General features: G+C 40.8%; 19 protein-coding genes, 1 pseudogene and 1 other annotated feature. All 20 genes and pseudogenes read left to right on the top strand.

Going from position 1 to position 18,017, the window contains the following annotated elements; genetic code table 11:
- A pseudogene (spoVE, locus tag MUO15_RS05305) lies at positions 1–1,099 on the top strand (stage V sporulation protein E).
- Positions 1,100–1,363: 264 nt separating this feature from the next.
- Positions 1,364–2,164, top strand: coding sequence for a cell division protein FtsQ/DivIB (locus MUO15_RS05300; protein WP_245034100.1), 801 nt, complete (start codon positions 1,364–1,366; stop codon positions 2,162–2,164).
- A complete protein-coding gene (locus MUO15_RS05295) occupies positions 2,148–2,849 on the top strand; it encodes a DUF881 domain-containing protein (RefSeq protein ID WP_245034098.1) in 702 nt (233 codons plus the stop codon). The genes MUO15_RS05300 and MUO15_RS05295 overlap by 17 nt, the downstream gene beginning before the upstream one ends.
- Positions 2,850–2,854: 5 nt before the next feature.
- Positions 2,855–3,577, top strand: coding sequence for a DUF881 domain-containing protein (locus MUO15_RS05290; protein WP_245034096.1), 723 nt, complete (start codon positions 2,855–2,857; stop codon positions 3,575–3,577).
- A 1-nt stretch (position 3,578) separates the two neighbouring features.
- Positions 3,579–3,947 carry a small basic family protein gene (locus MUO15_RS05285; protein WP_245035857.1) on the top strand — a complete coding sequence of 123 codons (369 nt, stop codon included), beginning with the start codon at positions 3,579–3,581 and terminating at the stop codon, positions 3,945–3,947.
- Positions 3,948–4,125: 178 nt separating this feature from the next.
- Positions 4,126–5,418, top strand: coding sequence for a cell division protein FtsA (gene ftsA, locus MUO15_RS05280; protein WP_245034094.1), 1,293 nt, complete (start codon positions 4,126–4,128; stop codon positions 5,416–5,418).
- Positions 5,419–5,492: 74 nt separating this feature from the next.
- Entirely contained in the window at positions 5,493–6,644 is a 1,152-nt protein-coding gene (gene ftsZ / locus MUO15_RS05275) for a cell division protein FtsZ (protein ID WP_245034092.1), read from the top strand.
- Between the two features lie 401 nt (positions 6,645–7,045).
- Positions 7,046–7,978: a sigma-E processing peptidase SpoIIGA gene (spoIIGA, locus tag MUO15_RS05270; protein WP_256464184.1), complete on the top strand. Its 933-nt coding sequence runs from the start codon at positions 7,046–7,048 to the stop codon at positions 7,976–7,978.
- Between the two features lie 19 nt (positions 7,979–7,997).
- The gene (gene sigE, locus MUO15_RS05265) at positions 7,998–8,714 is read left to right on the top strand and encodes an RNA polymerase sporulation sigma factor SigE (RefSeq protein WP_244752694.1); all 717 of its coding nucleotides are present in this window, start codon (positions 7,998–8,000) and stop codon (positions 8,712–8,714) included.
- Between the two features lie 83 nt (positions 8,715–8,797).
- Positions 8,798–9,577: an RNA polymerase sporulation sigma factor SigG gene (sigG, locus tag MUO15_RS05260; RefSeq protein WP_244752695.1), complete on the top strand. Its 780-nt coding sequence runs from the start codon at positions 8,798–8,800 to the stop codon at positions 9,575–9,577.
- Between the two features lie 106 nt (positions 9,578–9,683).
- Complete coding sequence (locus tag MUO15_RS05255) at positions 9,684–9,959, top strand: YlmC/YmxH family sporulation protein (protein WP_245034088.1); 276 nt, start codon at positions 9,684–9,686, stop codon at positions 9,957–9,959.
- Positions 9,960–10,013: 54 nt separating this feature from the next.
- Positions 10,014–10,808, top strand: coding sequence for a peptidoglycan editing factor PgeF (gene pgeF / locus MUO15_RS05250; protein ID WP_245034086.1), 795 nt, complete (start codon positions 10,014–10,016; stop codon positions 10,806–10,808).
- 26 nt (positions 10,809–10,834) lie between these two features.
- Positions 10,835–11,503 carry a YggS family pyridoxal phosphate-dependent enzyme gene (locus tag MUO15_RS05245; RefSeq protein ID WP_245034084.1) on the top strand — a complete coding sequence of 223 codons (669 nt, stop codon included), beginning with the start codon at positions 10,835–10,837 and terminating at the stop codon, positions 11,501–11,503.
- Between the two features lie 24 nt (positions 11,504–11,527).
- Positions 11,528–11,986, top strand: coding sequence for a cell division protein SepF (locus tag MUO15_RS05240; RefSeq protein WP_245034082.1), 459 nt, complete (start codon positions 11,528–11,530; stop codon positions 11,984–11,986).
- Between the two features lie 3 nt (positions 11,987–11,989).
- On the top strand, positions 11,990–12,253 hold the full coding sequence (locus MUO15_RS05235) for a YggT family protein (protein WP_245034080.1): 264 nt from the start codon (positions 11,990–11,992) through the stop codon (positions 12,251–12,253).
- Positions 12,254–12,336: 83 nt separating this feature from the next.
- On the top strand, positions 12,337–13,110 hold the full coding sequence (locus MUO15_RS05230; protein WP_245034076.1) for a YlmH family RNA-binding protein: 774 nt from the start codon (positions 12,337–12,339) through the stop codon (positions 13,108–13,110).
- Between the two features lie 248 nt (positions 13,111–13,358).
- Positions 13,359–13,874: a DivIVA domain-containing protein gene (locus MUO15_RS05225; RefSeq protein ID WP_245034074.1), complete on the top strand. Its 516-nt coding sequence runs from the start codon at positions 13,359–13,361 to the stop codon at positions 13,872–13,874.
- A gap of 46 nt (positions 13,875–13,920) precedes the next feature.
- Positions 13,921–14,142 (top strand) — a binding site (T-box leader).
- Positions 14,143–14,184: 42 nt separating this feature from the next.
- Positions 14,185–16,935 (top strand): isoleucine--tRNA ligase, encoded by a 2,751-nt coding sequence (gene ileS, locus MUO15_RS05220; RefSeq protein WP_245034072.1) that lies wholly within the window; start codon positions 14,185–14,187, stop codon positions 16,933–16,935.
- A gap of 230 nt (positions 16,936–17,165) precedes the next feature.
- Positions 17,166–17,402, top strand: a complete 237-nt coding sequence (locus MUO15_RS05215; protein ID WP_245034070.1) for a hypothetical protein — start codon at positions 17,166–17,168, stop codon at positions 17,400–17,402.
- A complete protein-coding gene (locus MUO15_RS05210; RefSeq protein ID WP_245034068.1) occupies positions 17,389–17,949 on the top strand; it encodes a hypothetical protein in 561 nt (186 codons plus the stop codon). Before MUO15_RS05215 ends, MUO15_RS05210 begins: the two co-directional genes overlap by 14 nt.
- Positions 17,950–18,017 lie beyond the last annotated feature (68 nt).

The following is an 18,017-nucleotide window of genomic DNA, read 5'->3' as shown; positions in this document are numbered from 1 at the left end:
ATGGACAAAGTTGAAAAAAAGCCGGACGTATGGCTGACATGTACAATTCTTAGTATATTAATTATTGGGATTATTATGGTGTACAGTTCCTCAAGCATCTGGTCAGAGTATAAATTTGATGACGCATGGTATTATGCCAAACGACAAATATTGTTCGCTGTGCTTGGTCTTGCGGCTATGATTGCCTTATCACGTATCCCGTATTATTTCTGGTTTAAGCATGCGAAATGGATTGGCATTATCTGTCTTGTTTTTTTAATCGCAGTCTTAATCCCAGGAGTAGGGATGGTTCGTGGGGGGCAAGGAGCTGGATAGGGATCGGCATGTTCAGTATTCAGCCCTCTGAATTTATGAAGCTTGGCTTGATTATATATTTAGCAAGGTTCTTATCGGTAAGACAAAAGAAAATTGTTTCCTTCCAAGAAGGCTTTCTTCCAGGTCTAGCCCTGATCCTTGTACCTTTTGCTCTCATCATGCTGCAGCCAGATTTAGGGACAGGCGTCGTGATGGTAACGACGTGTCTTGTAATGATGTTTACGGCTGGGGCGAGAATCGGCCACTTTATGTGGATTGCTGCGGCCGGAGCCGTTGGTATGGTTGGGTTAATTGCATCGGCTCCATACCGAATTAAACGAATTACATCCTTTTTGCATCCCTGGGAGGATCCGCTCGGGAGCGGCTTCCAAATTATTCAGTCCTTATATGCGATCGGTCCGGGTGGCTTACTTGGACTTGGTTTAGGAAACAGTATGCAAAAGTTCTTTTATTTACCTGAACCGCAAACAGATTTTATCTTTGCCGTATTAGCAGAAGAGTTAGGATTCATCGGGGGAAGCGTTGTTCTCATTCTATTCTTCATCTTGTTGTGGCGAGGGATAAGGGCCAGTTTGTATGCCCCGGATTTATTTGGCAGTCTGCTGGCTCTTGGCATAGTTGGAATGATTTCCATTCAAGTGATGATAAACGTAAGTGTCGTAACAGGTTTAATACCTGTTACGGGATCACACTTCCATTGGTAAGTTATGGAGGATCTTCTCTAACCTTAACTTTAGCTTCACTTGGTTTGCTATTAAGTGTCAGTCGATATTCCTCAAAATGATGCAAATGTAACCGTACAGGCCTATGTCCTGTACGGTTTTTGTCTTTTTCTACAGGTTATTCACAATGTAGTCTGTTCAGTGTTAAACTAATCACAAACCGTTGTAAATAAAGCTGAAATAATTGCAAACTAGTTCCTAATTCGCATGCGGATATGTGATATAATGGGAGTTGCAGAAAGTATAGAAAATAGGTTCAATTTATCAACTGCAGTTTCCTGCAGTGAAGCTTTCGCACATGGCAGCAGCAAGGAGACATGCCCAGTATGGAAGAAGAAAAGAAAGTTGTTTCCATAGAAGATCGAATTCCTAAATTAAAACAAGTTAGAAAAAAGAAAGCCAACAGACGATTAGTTCAATACTTGACTATATTATTTTTGTTAATTGCTATTGTCGTTTATTTACAATCTCCTCTTAGTCACATTCGAAACGTTGCTATAGAGGGAGAGAAGCATGTTGAGGCCGGTGAAATCAGAGAGCTTTCCGGCCTTACGGAGAATACGAACTTCTGGAAAGTCGACCCTGAAAAAGTGGAGGGAAAGATTGCTTCACACAATCAGATTACAGGGGTGGAAGTCAGTCGAGAACTACCAAGTACCGTCCATATTAAAGTAGAAGAAGCTGAACGAATTGGATATGTTCAAGTAAATGGTCAGTATCAGCCTATTTTAGAAAATGGGACCCGACTGGATGTAGAAATGAACGTACCAGGTGGAGACGCACCGATTTTAAAAGGCTTTACAAAACTAACGTATTTAAAGGAAATGTCTAAGGAATTAAAAGAATTACCGAACAGTGTCGCTCGTTTGATCTCTGAAATTCATTGGACACCAGAAGAGGACAATCCCTATTTGATTACTCTATATATGAATGATGGGTATGAAGTACAGGCTTCCCTTCGAACCTTCTCTAGTAAGATGCCTGCCTATCCTTCCATTGTTTCACAGCTGAGCGAGGATCAGGAAGGAATCATACATATAGATGTAGGTACTTATTTTGAAGCCTACCCGGCTGAGGAGAATAAGGAAGAATCAGCAGAGGTGAATGACGATGAGAATCAGGAGTAAACCTCTTCTTCTTTCTATCGTTTTACTCGTTACAGGATTTTTGGTTGCCTATAGCTACCAACAAACAAAAAGTGGTCCGCAAATGGTTCAGCTAAATGACACGCAATGGGAACAGGAATATTTTTATCAACAAAAGTTGTTAGAAATAGAGGAAAGGAATAAGCAGCTGGGAGATGAACTGCGAAGTAAGCGCGGTCAGATTCAACAGTTCGAAAGTAATCTAGCTGAATCAGAGCAAATGGTTGCCGATTATGTGGAGGAAAAGAAGGAACTTCAACTATTGGCAGGAGAATTACCTGTAAAAGGACCAGGAGTGATAGTGACCCTTAGCGATGCCCAATATGTACCTGAAGAGGACAATATCAATAATTACATTGTTCATGAAAGTCATATCCATCTCGTAATCAATGAACTGCTGAGTGCTGGGGCAAAAGCTGTATCGATAAATGGCCAGCGCTACTTCAGTGACAGCTATATATCCTGTACGGGTCCAGTCATTACAGTAGATGGCGTTAAACATTCTGCCCCGTTTGTGATCTCTGCGATCGGTGATTCAGACGTTTTATACTCAAGTCTTGATTTAACGCGCGGAGTCATTGACCAATTGGAAAATGAGCATGTGGATGTTCAACTGACGAAGGACGGGGAAGTTAAGATGAAAGCAAGATTGACATCTGAAAGGTGAACTACATGAGTAAATGGACAACATGGGTGATCACAATTATTTTTTTAGTCATAGGATTTATGATTGCGATCCAATTTCAAACGACCAAAGCAGGTCCTGGACAGGAAAGAGAAACGAGAGATAAATGGGAAATTAGAAAGGCTATAGAAAGGCAGCAAAATCAACAAAAAGATCTTTTAACAAAAATCTCCAAAGCTGATCAAACGATTGAAAATTACCAACAACAGAGTAAACAAGAGCAAATCGAAACACTTAAAGCTTCAATAAGCTCTTTAGAGCGAAAGGCCGGGTTAACGGAACAAACAGGAGCCGGAATTATGATTGAAGTTGTTCCGATTTTTGTAGAAAGTGATGAGGTGCAAAGCTACCCATCTATTTCACCACAACTATTGAGCCGATTAATAAATGACCTCAATGAGTTTGGAGCGGGTGAGATTGTCATCGGAAATGAACGGGTGACAAATTTATCACCGGTAAGAGGGGTAAATGGCTACACGTATGTAAATAACAGACCTTTGCCTCCTCTTCCTGTAACGATCACCGCTCTTGCCGATAATCCGGAGAAACTTTCTGATTATATGGAAGTGAGTCAGTCTAATGATTACTTTGCTATTGAAAATTTAGATCTGCAAATAAAAATAGGGCAAGACATCACTTTGCCAAAATTTGAAGATCCTTTACATTTAGAAGTTTTACAAGAAGTAGAAATGGAAAAGACAGGTGAATAAGATGTGGCTCCCCGTGTTGTTTTTAGTGATTGGGATTTCTGTTGGTCTGATGACAGACTTGCGTGTACCTGAAGAATATACGGATTACCTGTCTATTGCTGTTTTGGCCGCATTTGATACACTGTTAGGAGGGATCCGTGCAAACTTAGAGAAAACATTTGATGAAACAGTATTTATTACGGGTTTCTTCTCAAATGTTACCTTAGCTGCCCTCTTAGCTTTTCTAGGTGTACAATTAGGAGTGGATTTATACCTTGCAGCTGTCTTTGCATTTGGTGTACGGTTGTTTCAAAATATAGCCATCATCAGAAGACATGTGATTGATCAACGGCTGATTGCGCGCAAATTTGAAAAAATGAAGCAAAAATAAAAAGGGATTCAAGAAAATCTGTGGAAAGCAATAAATATACTATTTTTCATAAAAATAAGTTCATTTAATTACGCAAGTTATCATTTCATTTACGTTTATATTGCAAGGATTGTTTTTTGATTGTAAATTCGATATGATTTGGGTACTTATATGGCTTGTTACAGGAGGTGCGTCACTGGTGAATCAAAATGAAATATTAGTAAGTTTAGATATAGGAACGAGTCGAATTAAAGTCATTATTGGAGAAGTGATGAATGATTCTCTTAATATAATAGGTGTAGGATCATCCAAATCAAATGGGATGAAAAAAGGTGCCATTGTCGATATTGACCAAACGGTTCATTCAATTAAATCTGCGGTAGAACAGGCAGAGCGAATGGTAGATATGAAGGTTGACCGTGTCGTCGTCGGTGTGAATGGCAACCATGTTCAACTTCAGCCATGTCATGGTGTTGTAGCTGTTTCAAGTGATACACGTGAAATTGGTGATGAGGATATAGCGAGAGTGATAGATGCCGCACAGGTTGTTTCTGTGCCTCCAGAACGTGAAATCATCGATGTGATCCCACAGCAGTTTATCGTTGATGGACAAGATGAAATCACAGACCCAAGAGGAATGATCGGTGTTCGTCTAGAAATGGAAGGCATGATTATTACATGTGCTAAAACCGTTTTACATAATACATTAAAATGTGTTGAACGAGCCGGTCTAGAAGTGTTGGATGTATGCCTGCAGCCACTTGCTACAGGAACTGTTTCTTTATCTGAAGATGAAACAAATTTAGGTGTTGCGTTAGTTGATGTAGGCGGCGGTTCGACAACAGTGTCTATTTTCGAGGAAGGATACTTAAGAGGGACAAGTATGCTGCCGTATGGCGGGGATAACCTTACGAAGGACTTGTCCATTGGGTTAAGGACTTCTACAGAAGAGGCTGAGAAAATAAAAATCGATCATGGTCATGCTTTTTTTGATGATGCGAATGAGGAAGAGACTTTTTCTGTCACGATTATTGGAAGTAATCGCGAACAATCATTCAATCAATTGCAAATCTCTGATATGATTGAGGCAAGGTTGGAAGAAATCCTTGTTTTTGCTGCTCAAGAGTTGCAGCGTATGGGTGTAAGAGATTTACCGGGGGGCTTTGTCCTCACTGGTGGTGCGATGAATATGCCTGGTGTCTTGGAATTGGCACAGGATGTTTTCAATTCCAATGTCCGTTTAGCGATTCCAGATTATATTGGAGTGCGTGAACCGCAATATACAAGTGGTGTCGGGATATTGCAATTCGCTTACCGTAATGCGAAAATACAAGGGAAAGAGATATTTCCGTCTGTTTCTATGAGTTATGAACAACCTGCTCCTAAAAAACAGAAGCGGGCAGTGAAGCAGCCAAAAGAAGAAACGGAAAAGCCAGAAAAAAAGAAAAAAGAGTCAGGTTTCCAAAACCTATTAAAGTACTTTTTTGATTAATGGAACAAGAAAAGATCGATGTGAACGTTCAACATAGTAAATCTTGTAATCTTGTGTATTAGGAGGAACGGAAGATGTTAGATTTTGATACGAGTATGGATTCACTAGCAACAATCAAAGTAATTGGTGTTGGCGGCGGAGGAAGCAACGCCGTTAACAGAATGATCGAACACGGTGTTCAAGGAGTAGAGTTTATAGCCGTGAACACGGATGCACAAGCTTTGAATCTATCAAAGGCTGAAGTGAAAATGCAGATTGGCGGAAAATTAACCCGTGGACTTGGCGCTGGGGCTAATCCAGAAGTAGGACGTAAAGCAGCGGAAGAAAGTAAAGAGCAGCTAGAAGAAGCACTACAAGGGGCCGATATGGTCTTTGTAACAGCTGGAATGGGCGGAGGTACTGGTACAGGCGCCGCACCTGTCATCGCACAAGTGGCAAAAGAGCTTGGCGCACTGACTGTAGGTGTTGTGACTCGTCCGTTTACATTTGAAGGCCGCAAACGTTCAACTCAAGCAACAGGCGGGATTGAAGGGTTAAAAGGAAGCGTCGATACACTAATCGTGATTCCGAATGATCGCTTATTAGAAATTGTTGACAAAAATACGCCAATGCTTGAAGCATTCCGTGAAGCAGATAATGTGCTTCGTCAAGGTGTACAAGGGATTTCTGATTTAATTGCAGTACCTGGTCTTATAAACGTGGACTTTGCCGATGTGAAAACAATTATGGTTGATAAAGGTTCAGCACTGATGGGGATTGGAATTGCCACAGGTGAAAGCCGTGCAGCAGAGGCAGCTAAAAAAGCGATCTCCTCTCCGTTGCTTGAAACATCTATTGATGGTGCACACGGCGTGCTAATGAATATCAGCGGTGGAACGAACCTTAGTCTTTATGAAGTTCAAGAAGCTGCAGATATTGTAACTTCAGCTGCAGACCAAGAGGTAAACGTGATCTTTGGTTCTGTCATTAATGAAAACCTCAAAGATGAGATTGTCGTAACCGTTATTGCGACTGGGTTTGATGAAGCCCAGCTTGCTGAAGCTCAGAAAAAACCTCGTGGGAATATGATGAACCAAGCGAAGCCAACTCCTCAAGAGCGTGTACGTGAAGAACAACCGCAATCACGTCGGGAGGCTTCACATCAAGCACCACCTAAACAAACTCCGCAAGAAGAAGATACACTAGATATTCCGACGTTTTTACGTAACCGTAATCGCCGTAGATAAGGTAAGTTTGAGAACCGCTGTCCTGAAAGGGGCAGCGGTTTTTTGTAGTTAAGGGAGCAAAAATAAACTACACAGCAGTCATTTGGTTATGTCCATTTACTGGAAATATGCAATTAATCGCTGATATGTGCAATTAATTGATTTTTTGTACAATTAAGCTCACATTTCGTGCAATTAACTATAATTTCGCCCAATTAATTTGTAATAGATAAGGAAGGCTTCAATATTGTTTACATAACATAATTACTGAGAACATACCCGCTAAGATTGTTCTATATCCCCTCTTATAATCACCTTAAACTTTTCCGAAAAACACTAGACAGAATCTAACAAAACTAGCTTGGAATCCATTCATAATCTGACAGACTTTTTACATAGACAGGCTTTATACTGACTAATAAATAAATAAGAGAGGAGAGGGGAGGATTTACCTTGATGCTGTATGGACATTAAATGTATTCATGGATGGAATGATTTTATACTTAACTCAAGGGTTAACGAGGGCGAAGACTACGAATAAAAGGCTGTTTGCGGCAGCGCTTTTTGCCTCATGTATTGTGCCGATCACGGTATTAATGCCAAACGTGTGGCTGACTTCAGCAATTGGGAAGTTATTCTTTTCGCTTATTATCATTTATATTGCATTCTCTGTTAAGTCTATTCAATCTTTTTTTATCCAATGGTTGACGTTTTATTTTGTAACCTTTGCTATTGGCGGGGGACTGCTCGGAATTCACTTTTTTCTAAACAGCCATATCGAATTCGATGGAAGCAGTATGATTACCTTTTCTTCAGGTTATGGGGACCCTGTCAGCTGGGTGTTTGTGTGTATCGGCTTTCCGGTGTCATGGGTGTTTACAAAGTGGCGCATGGAGCAAGTTCAGGCTCACCAGATGAAGGTTGAGGATTTGTACAATGTCACGATACGTTTTAACGGAAAAAAGGTGGACTGCACGGGCTTAGTGGATAGTGGAAATCAGCTGATCGATCCTATTAGTAAGAAGATGGTTTTTTTAGCTGATCTTCAAGTTTGGCGGCAGCTTCTTTCGGATCAGGAACTGGAATTTCTCAAGTCAGATCAAGTTTATGATCACTTGGATGATTTATCTCCTGCCATCCAATCAGCCCTCCGAATCGTTCCCTATCAAGGAGCAGGTTCACTTGGGCAGCTTATGGTTACGTTTACCGTCGAATCCATTACTATTCATACAAAAGATGGACAGCTAAAGGTAGATCGGCCGCTCCTAGGTATTCAACATCATGATTTGGCACATGACCAAATGTATCAAATATTAATTCATCCACATGCTTCGTTAAAAGGAATTACGGCATAGAGAAGGGGGAAGAAATAAAATGAAGTGGAAGTTTAGACTAAAGCTATGGATTTATAAATTATTAATCAAGCTAGGCATTAAACAAAAAGAAATCTATTATATTGGCGGAAGTGAGGCACTGCCACCGCCGTTATCACGGGAAGAGGAAAAGGAATTACTTGAACTTCTTCCAAAAGGCGATAAGGCTGCAAGGGCGATGCTCATTGAACGAAACTTGCGCCTTGTCGTCTACATTGCTCGCAAATTTGAAAATACTGGGCTGAATATAGAGGATTTAATCAGTATAGGCACGATAGGTTTAATAAAGGCCGTCAATACCTTTGATCCGGAGAAAAAGATCAAGCTTGCGACTTATGCGTCAAGATGTATTGAAAATGAAATTCTCATGCATCTTCGCAAAAGCAACAAGCTGAAAACGGAAGTATCTTTTGATGAGCCATTAAATGTCGACTGGGATGGGAATGAGCTTCTGCTTTCAGATATTCTTGGTACAGAGGAAGATTTAATTACCAAGGGGATGGAAAAGAAAGTAGATAAAACTTTGTTGAAGTCCGCACTTCAGCATCTCAATGATCGTGAGAAAGAAATTATGGAGCTTCGGTTTGGTTTAATCGGAAAAAAAGAAAAAACGCAAAAAGATGTGGCAGATATGATGGGGATCTCCCAGTCCTATATATCAAGGCTTGAGAAGAAAATCATCCGTCGATTGCAAAGGGAATTTGATAAAATGGTGTAGATTTTTTTCCATGTGGCCATGCATAATTTTTCCTTCCAAGGAGATACTGAAAACTGATATCAGCTTCTTGGGAGGGTCTTACATTGACACGTCATAAAGTAGTAATATGTGGTGTAGATACATCAAAGCTTCCTGTACTTAAAAATAAAGAAATGCGGGCCCTGTTTGAACGAATGCAAAGTGGAGATGAGTTTGCTCGTGAAGATCTTGTTAACGGAAATTTGAGACTCGTCTTATCAGTCATTCAACGGTTTAATAATCGCGGCGAATATGGGGATGATTTGTTCCAGGTTGGCTGCATAGGATTGATGAAATCGATTGATAATTTTGACCTTGGTCATAACGTGAAATTTTCTACCTATGCTGTTCCGATGATTATCGGTGAAATCCGCCGTTACTTACGGGACAATAATCCAATCCGTGTCTCTCGCTCGCTACGGGATACGGCTTACAAAGCTCTGCAAATGCGTGAAAAAATAATAAGTGAAACATCAAAGGATCCCGCTCCTAGCGAGATTGCTGAGAAGATGGGTGTTCCTCATGAAGATGTGGTATTTGCTATGGATGCTATTCAAGATCCCGTTTCATTATTTGAGCCGATTTACAATGATGGCGGTGACCCTATTTTTGTTGTCGATCAGTTGAAGGATGATCGCGAGAAAGATTCGAATTGGTTAGACGAGCTGTCGTTGAGAGAAGGTATGAAAAAACTTAATGATCGAGAAAAAATGATCCTAACGAAGCGATTCTTTCAAGGAAAAACACAAATGGAAGTTGCAGATGAAATAGGAATATCACAAGCACAAGTTTCAAGGCTTGAGAAAGCAGCTATTAAAGAAATGAATTCATCCATGTTTCAATAAGTTAAGGGAAAACGCCGCTTGCAATTTTTGCAAGCGGCGTTTTTCTTGTTGTTAAAAGAAAGTGTTCCAGGTCTTATGCATATACTCTACAAAGGAGTGGTTAACGATGAAAATATCTGAACTGCAAATGAAGGATGTCATTGCAATGGAAACAGGCGAACGCCTAGGGCATATATCCGATTTAGATATCGACACACAACGGGGGCAATTGAAGGGATTAGTCATTACGTTAAAAGGAAAAGCAATGGGCCTATTTGGCAAAGATGAAGAGATCGTCATTCCTTGGACTCAAATTGTAAATATAGGGGCTGACGTTATTTTAGTGAAAAAATCGGGTTATAGTGGAGCCCTGGCGGATGAGAAGTCAAAATCTCACGAATAAGATAGGAAAAAGCGTGAATGGTGTGGTAAAATGGAGGGAAATTGAGGTGGTAGAATGACCGAGCCCTTCAAACACAAGTCGCCACGACAAATGATGTGTTTAGGTGAATACAGTGTTACAGCAGGAATAACAACAAGGCAGAACGGGTATAGTGAAGTGCCGTATGATTCACTGAATATGGGATTACATGTAGAAGATTGTAAAGACCATGTGCTTCGTAATCGCGAGTCACTTGCAGATGAATTGCAAATTCCTTTAAACCAATGGGTGATGGCTGAACAAGTTCACGGGACAGATATCCATGTTGTGAAGAAGGAGGATGGGGGAAGAGGAGCCTTTGATAAAAATGAATCGATAGCAAATGCAGATGGCTTAATTACAAATCAGAAAAATCTGCTCTTGGCAGCCTTTTATGCGGACTGTGTCCCTCTTCTCTTTCTTGATCCTAAAACTCAATGGATTGGTTTGGCCCATGCAGGATGGAAAGGCACAGTTCATGGAATGGCGGAAAAAATGATCACTAAACTTACGGAACAAGGTGCTTCCCTTAACGACATAATCATGGTGATCGGTCCATCGATTAGTCAACGAAATTATGAGGTAGACCAGCATGTAATCGATCATATTCCCGAAGAGTATAAAGAGGAAGTGAGTATCTCTAAAACGGGAAATAAATATTTATTGGGTCTGAAAGAATTGAACAAGCGATTAGCTCTAGATACGGGATTAAATGAATCCCATATTTATCAAACCGACCTATGTACTTTTGAAGAAGACAAGCTGTTTTACTCCCATCGACGCGACCATGGGCGAACAGGCAGAATGCTCGCTTATATCGGTTTAGAGTAGTTCGAGAAAGGAGAAACGATACATATATGACAGTAGCAGACAATCTGACAAACATGATGGAAACGATTGAAGATGCATGTCGCAGCTGTGGCCGCGACAAAGATGAAATTACCATCATTGCTGTGACTAAATATGTGACTGTGGAAAGGGCGAAAGAAGCACTTGAAGCAGGGATTAAAGATCTTGGAGAAAACCGTAAAGAAGGCCTTTTAGAAAAATATGAAAGCCTTGGGAACGAAGCGAACTGGCACTTTATCGGTTCACTGCAATCCCGCAAAGTGAAAGAGGTCATTGATCAAGTTGATATGATCCATTCTTTGGATAGAAAATCGTTAGCAAAAGAGATTAACAAGCGCGCTGAACACCCCGTCCCTTGTTTTATTCAAGTAAATGCAAGCGGCGAAGAAAGCAAGCATGGACTTTCACCAGATGATGTTGAAGCTTTTGTAGATCATCTTAAAGTCTATGAGCAAGTAAAGGTTGTCGGTTTAATGACAATGGCGCCTCACGTTGACCAGGAGGAAGAACTAAGAGCTGTGTTCAGAAAGCTCCGTGCCTTGCGTGATCGTATTCGCGACAAGCAGCTGCCTCATGCTCCATGTGAATACCTGTCAATGGGAATGAGCAATGATTATGCGATAGCCATTGAGGAAGGGGCTACACATATTCGTGTCGGTTCAAGTCTTGTAGGATAATAACTTAATCTAGAGGTGGTTAGAATGGGTATGAAAAATAAACTAAAATCATTTTTTACACTCGAAGATGAATATGAATACATCGAAGAAGATAGAATGGATAGCGAGGAAGAGGAGGAAGAGATTGCCCCCATGCAAAGAAATAAGCAGCGTCATGAAGGGCAAAATGTCGTAAGCTTAAAAAGTGCCAAGTCTTCATCTAAAATGGTATTAAGTGAACCAAAAAATTACAATGAAGCCCAGGAAATAGCGGATCAGCTTGTTAATCGTAAAGCGGTTGTGATTAATCTCCAGCGGGTTGATCATGGCCAAGCAAAGCGAATTGTGGATTTTCTGAGTGGTACCGTTTATGCTATAGGGGGAGACATTCAAAAACTTGGCTCCCAAACATTTCTTTGTACGCCAGACAATGTGGAAATTTCTGGTTCAATTTCGGAAATGTTAATGGCTCAAGATGATGAAGATATGAGTAGAAGGTGGTAAACGATGGCTGAGTTGTTCAATGTCTTGCTTTTTGCGCTCAATATTTACAGTTGGCTCTTAATTATTTACATTCTTTTATCATGGTTCCCCGGAGCAAGGGAATCAAGCTTCGGCGAGATCCTTAGCAAAATGTGTGAACCGTTCTTAGAGCCGTTTCGAAAAATTATTCCCCCACTTGGGATGATTGACTTATCTCCACTCGTTGCCATTTTTGTTCTTCGTTTTGCAGGAGAAGGTCTTCGAGTCTTGTTTCAAATGTTGTTATAACCGAATGGGAACAGGTTAGATGCTAGCCGTAAGCAGCCAGCCTCTCATCTGTTCTTTTTTTGTCGCGATTGGGGGGTAAATCCATGGAGATCTATCAGCATTTTAGAGAAGAAGAGCGCCCGTTTATTGATCAAGTCCTGTCCTGGCAAAGCGATGTTGAAATGCGCTTTGAACGCAAGGAAAGTGATTTTCTAAACCCAAGGGAGCAGCAGATTGTCCGTGCTATAATGGGTAACGATCCTAATCTGAAATGGGAGTTGTATGGCGGTCCAAATGATCCGGAAAGAAAACGGGCCATCATTGCACCTGAATATGAAGAAATAGCGGATCAAGATTTTAGTGTTGTTCTGCTAGAAGCAACGTACCCTGGTAAATTTGTTGCACTAGAGCATAGGGATGTGCTCGGAGCCTTTATGTCACTAGGGATTCGCAGGGAAAAGCTTGGGGATTTAATTGTCCAAGATGGCGTGATTCAAATTGTTGTGGCCTCTGAAATCAGCGATTACATACGGATGAATTTTACCGGAGTTAAGAAAGCAAACGTGACCTTCCAGGAAAAACCGCTTCCCTCGTTAATGAAAAGTAAGGAAGTGTGGCAAACAAAAGATTCTACCTTAAGTTCATTACGACTTGACGTACTCGTGAAAGAAATTTACGGTGTTTCACGAAAAAAAGCCGGCATGTATGTTGAAGCAGGACACGTAAAAGTTAACTTTAAAACGGTAGAAAATCCTTCTTTTCTATTAGAAACAGGCGACCTACTATCAGTTAGAGGTAAAGGTAGAAGCAGACTTGATCAAATAAATGGAATGACGAAGAAAGAAAAGTATCGTGTGACAACATCTAAACTAAATTAATTGGCTTAATTTAGAGGAATTACACAAAGTTATGTCGAAAGAAGTAGTAACTGTCATATATGTGAGTTCAAAAAATTGCCAAATTAGAAGCAAGAAGATCGAGGCGGCGTAGCTTTGAGCAACGGAACGTATGCTTCATGATACGTGAGTAGCGGAAAAGCAAGCCAACGAAGAGATTCGCCTCTTATCATTTGGTGACTTTTTGAACAACCCCAATATGTATCGACACTTTTAAGGAGGTGGCCGGTGTGCCTTTAACACCACTTGATATCCACAATAAAGAGTTTACACGCGGGTTTAGAGGGTATGATGAAGATGAAGTGAATGAATTTCTCGATCAAGTGATTAAAGATTACGAGATTGTGATTCGTAAGAAAAAAGATCTCGAACGTGAAGTTGAGCAAATGAATGAACGCTTAGGACATTTTAATACAATTGAAACTACTTTGAATAAATCGATTCTTGTTGCCCAGGAAACAGCTGAGGAAGTGAAGAATAGTGCAACGAAAGAGTCTAAGCTTATTGTAAAAGAGGCTGAAAAGAATGCGGATCGCATTATTAATGAGGCCCTTGAGAAATCCCGTCGTATTTCAATCGAAGTGGAAGAAATGAAAAAACAGGCAAAAGTGTTCAAAATGAGGCTGCGCATGCTCGTTGAGGCTCAAATTGATATGATCGATAATGATGATTGGGACCACCTCTTTGAAACAGAATTTGATGAAGAAATCGACTTGAAAAAAGAACTTGCAAATAATAACACTTGACTGAATGGCAATGATTACATATAATGCATAAGCATAAATAAATAATGATAAAACGTTGACAGGGAAAGTACAGAGAGAATAGCTAGGATAGCGATTCGGTGATGGTGTGAGACCGAAGCTTACCTCTGCTGGAAGATCCCCCTTGAGTTGCTATGTCGAACCTTATGTAGTAGATGTAGTCGAGTCATTCACGATACGAATAAGATAAGTGAATTAGCATGGATTGCTAATTTATTAGGGTGGTAACGCGAGTCTTCTCGTCCCTTTACAGGGGAGGGAAGGCTTTTTTATTTGAAAAGGAGGAGCATCAATGAATTACAAGGAAACACTATTAATGCCTAAAACAGGTTTTCCGATGCGGGGCAATTTACCGAATCGTGAACCGGAAATGCAAAAAACTTGGGAAGACTTAGATATTTATCAAGCAGTACAGAAGCGGACGGAAGGGCGTCCGTTATTTGTCCTGCATGATGGACCACCGTATGCTAATGGAAGTTTACACATGGGGCATGCGTTAAATAAATCGTTAAAAGACTTTATCGTTCGTTATAAATCAATGGCAGGCTACCACGCTCCATATGTACCTGGCTGGGATACCCATGGGCTGCCGATCGAATCAGCTTTAGCTAAGAAGAAGGTAGATCGTAAAAAAATGTCGATTGCTGAGTTTCGTCAGCGTTGCGCAGAATATGCTTTAGGGCAAATCGATAACCAGCGAAATGAATTTAAGCGGATGGGTGTTCGGGGCGACTGGGAGAATCCATATATTACGCTTAATAAAGATTATGAAGCAGAGCAGATTAAAGTCTTTGGTGACATGGCTAAGAAGGGATATATTTACAAAGGTCTAAAGCCGGTCTTCTGGTCCCCTTCTTCTGAATCGGCATTGGCAGAGGCTGAGATTGAATATCAAGATAAACGTTCTCCATCTATTTACGTAGCTTTTGAAGTAGAAGACGGGAAAGACCTCCTTGAAGGGGATGAGAAGTTTATCATTTGGACGACAACCCCGTGGACGATTCCATCTAACTTGGGAATTGCTTTAAATCCAGGATATGATTATGTTGTCGTACAAGTAGCCAACGAGAAATTTATCGTTGCCCAGGATTTATTAGAAACTGTCGCAGGTAAACTTGAGTGGTCAGACTACCAGGTTACGAAAGTATTCAAAGGGAAAGAAGCGGATCGAATCACAGCTAAGCACCCATTATATGATCGTAAATCACTTGTTGTTTTAGGTGATCACGTTACCGTCGATGGCGGTACAGGGTGTGTCCATACAGCACCAGGCCACGGGGAAGATGACTTTTGGGTTGGTCAGCAGTACGGTCTTGACGTTCTTTGCCCTGTCGACCACAAGGGAGTCTTTACAGAGGAAGCACCTGGATATGAAGGGCTATTTTATGATAAAGCGAATAAACCGATTTCCGATGAGTTGAAGGAAGCGGGTGCTTTGCTCAGTCTTGAATTCATTACCCACTCTTACCCACACGATTGGCGGACGAAAAAGCCGACCATTTTCCGAGCTACGGACCAATGGTTTGCTTCGATCAAAGATTTCAGAGAAGAGCTGCTTGAGGAAATCAATCAAGTAGAATGGACACCAAAATGGGGAGAAACCCGCTTGTATAATATGGTTCGTGACCGACAAGACTGGTGTATTTCGCGTCAGCGTACATGGGGCGTGCCGATTCCTGTGTTTTATGCTGAGAATGGTACCCCGATCATAACGGATGAAACCATTTTACATGTTTCTGAGCTGTTCCGTGAGCATGGTTCAAATGTTTGGTTTGAACGTGAAGCGAAAGACTTACTGCCGGACGGGTTTACTTCTGAACACAGTCCAAATGGAGAGTTTACAAAAGAAACGGATATAATGGATGTTTGGTTTGATTCAGGATCATCACACCAGGGGGTACTTCATCAGAGAGAAGGCTTAAACCGCCCAGCTGACCTCTACCTTGAGGGATCTGACCAATATAGAGGCTGGTTCAACTCATCCTTATCCACATCTGTTGCTGTTACAGGCAAGGCACCGTTTAAGGGTATTTTAAGCCACGGATTTGCTCTTGACGGAAAAGGGCGTAAGATGAGTAAATCAGTCGGAAACGTAATTATCCCTGATAAAGTAATGAAGCAGCTCGGTGCTGACATTATTCGTCTATGGGTCTCTTCAGCAGATTATCAGGCAGATGTGCGTATTTCTGACGATATTTTGAAACAAGTAGCTGAGGTCTATCGTAAAATTCGTAATACTTTCCGCTTCTTGCTAGGGAATTTGCACGACTTTGATCCAAATACAGACATGGTCGAGGACAAAGACTTACAAGAAGTCGATCAATATATGCTGCATCAGCTTAATACACTTGTTGCTGATGTCCGCAAATCTTATGATGACTATGAATTCTCTACTGTCTATAACAAAGTGCACAACTTCTGTACAATTGATCTAAGCTCCTTCTATCTTGATTTTGCAAAAGATATTCTTTATATTGAAGCGAAAGATCATCCGTACCGCCGCAGCATCCAAACCGTTTATTACAAGATTTTAACGTCACTTGTGAAGATGATGTCACCGATTATTCCGCATACCACTGATGAGGTGTGGAGCTATATTCCAGGTGTTGAAACGGCAAGTGTTCAGCTGACAGATATGCCGGAAGTAAACGATAAAGTTGATGCTGCCCTTGTAGAAAAATGGGATCACTTTATGGACATTCGTGATGATGTATTAAAGGCACTTGAAGTGGCCCGTAATGAAAAAGTGATCGGCAAATCACTTGAAGCCAGAGTCACACTAGTTCCTAAAGATGATAAAACTCGTGACGTGTTAACGAGCATTGATCATATCCATCAGCTGTTGATTGTTTCTGATGCAACAGTTGCAACAGAAGCGAACGATGCAAAGTCTTATGATCATGTCGATGTTGAGGTTACAAAGCATACTGGTGATAAATGTGAACGTTGCTGGGTGTCTTCAGATGATATTGGAAAAGATGACGATCATCCAGAGTTATGTGTGCGTTGTGCAACAGTTGTAAAAGAACATTATGAAATTTAAAAGGAAGGCGCCGCTTAGTTAAGCGGCGTTTTCGTTTTACTTTGCTTATTTACGTTTGTGTAAAAGTCTAAGAGGGGGATTTTCTTATCAAGACGATCCCATAGGACTATTTTAAGATTGTAAGGGCAAACTCTATCTAGTAAAAAAGAAAAATCAATCTGACTTCTCAACTGTTGAAAGGTATTGTATTATATAAATATAAACTTCTGGCGGAAGGTGGTATGAGGTGAATGAGAACAATAACCCTTGAGAAAATTGACAACAACATTATTGAAAATCGCAAACGTGCTAATGCAATTATTCGCACGTCCTCTCGAACTCGCGGTCGCAAAAAAAAATCTCGCACCCGTACACCTGGAGAAGTAAAAGCCTTAGATGAAATATCTATTGCCAGGTGGCAGAAAGCTGTAAGAAGAGGCAAGGTAAAAAAATTAGGCAAGAGGTCCATGTATTATGACTACAGTTGAGGACCTCCAAGAAGCGCTCACTTATCTAAAAGATAGACCAAAGTTTGAGCGTCAACTCGAATTCACTGCACTTTTAACAGAGTATTTTAAATGTAAAGGAATCAAACCTATTGTTGTAGGTGGTCTATCCGTTGAAATATATACACGGAATGACTACCATACTCATGATATTGACCTTGTAAGTGATGGTTGGAATCTATATAACGATCTCCTAACCAAACTAGGGTTTACCCGTACAGAACGAGAGTGGTATCATGTTGAATCGGAAATGGCTATAGAGGTCCCTTCCAACAACCTTGAAGGTAGTCTTGATCATGTATTTGAATTAGTTCTCCCTAACGGTAAAACTCTCTATATTATCGGTATAGAAGATATCATTATTCATCGTATAGAGGGGGTTGCTTTCACTCTAAAATACCCCAAAGAAGATGAAGACTATGAATGGGCCTATAGAATGTTCCTCATACATAAAAATGATTTGGATCTGGACTATTTGGTTGAGCAAGCTAGGAAGTTGAAAATATACCACCTAATAGAAGAATGGTGAATAAGCTGGAATAAAAGCGAATGAAGTTACGATTGCAGCTTAAGCCGCATGGTTCGGTTGGAAATGTT

This window comes from Halobacillus amylolyticus (genome assembly GCF_022921115.1).
In the GTDB taxonomy this organism is placed as follows: domain Bacteria; phylum Bacillota; class Bacilli; order Bacillales; family Halobacillaceae; genus Halobacillus_A; species Halobacillus_A amylolyticus.
Note: the sequence above shows the minus strand (reverse complement) of the source record. Positions and strands in the feature narration are given on the sequence as shown.

Coding starts and splice junctions, on each gene's coding strand:
- MUO15_RS05300 (WP_245034100.1), top strand. CDS start 1,364: ATGGAAGAAGAAAAGAAAGTTGTTTCCATAGAAGATCGAATTCCTAAA.
- MUO15_RS05295 (WP_245034098.1), top strand. CDS start 2,148: ATGAGAATCAGGAGTAAACCTCTTCTTCTTTCTATCGTTTTACTCGTT.
- MUO15_RS05290 (WP_245034096.1), top strand. CDS start 2,855: ATGAGTAAATGGACAACATGGGTGATCACAATTATTTTTTTAGTCATA.
- MUO15_RS05285 (WP_245035857.1), top strand. CDS start 3,579: ATGTGGCTCCCCGTGTTGTTTTTAGTGATTGGGATTTCTGTTGGTCTG.
- ftsZ (WP_245034092.1), top strand. CDS start 5,493: ATGTTAGATTTTGATACGAGTATGGATTCACTAGCAACAATCAAAGTA.
- sigE (WP_244752694.1), top strand. CDS start 7,998: ATGAAGTGGAAGTTTAGACTAAAGCTATGGATTTATAAATTATTAATC.
- MUO15_RS05255 (WP_245034088.1), top strand. CDS start 9,684: ATGAAAATATCTGAACTGCAAATGAAGGATGTCATTGCAATGGAAACA.
- pgeF (WP_245034086.1), top strand. CDS start 10,014: ATGACCGAGCCCTTCAAACACAAGTCGCCACGACAAATGATGTGTTTA.
- MUO15_RS05245 (WP_245034084.1), top strand. CDS start 10,835: ATGACAGTAGCAGACAATCTGACAAACATGATGGAAACGATTGAAGAT.
- MUO15_RS05240 (WP_245034082.1), top strand. CDS start 11,528: ATGGGTATGAAAAATAAACTAAAATCATTTTTTACACTCGAAGATGAA.
- MUO15_RS05235 (WP_245034080.1), top strand. CDS start 11,990: ATGGCTGAGTTGTTCAATGTCTTGCTTTTTGCGCTCAATATTTACAGT.
- MUO15_RS05230 (WP_245034076.1), top strand. CDS start 12,337: ATGGAGATCTATCAGCATTTTAGAGAAGAAGAGCGCCCGTTTATTGAT.
- ileS (WP_245034072.1), top strand. CDS start 14,185: ATGAATTACAAGGAAACACTATTAATGCCTAAAACAGGTTTTCCGATG.
- MUO15_RS05215 (WP_245034070.1), top strand. CDS start 17,166: ATGAGAACAATAACCCTTGAGAAAATTGACAACAACATTATTGAAAAT.
- MUO15_RS05210 (WP_245034068.1), top strand. CDS start 17,389: ATGACTACAGTTGAGGACCTCCAAGAAGCGCTCACTTATCTAAAAGAT.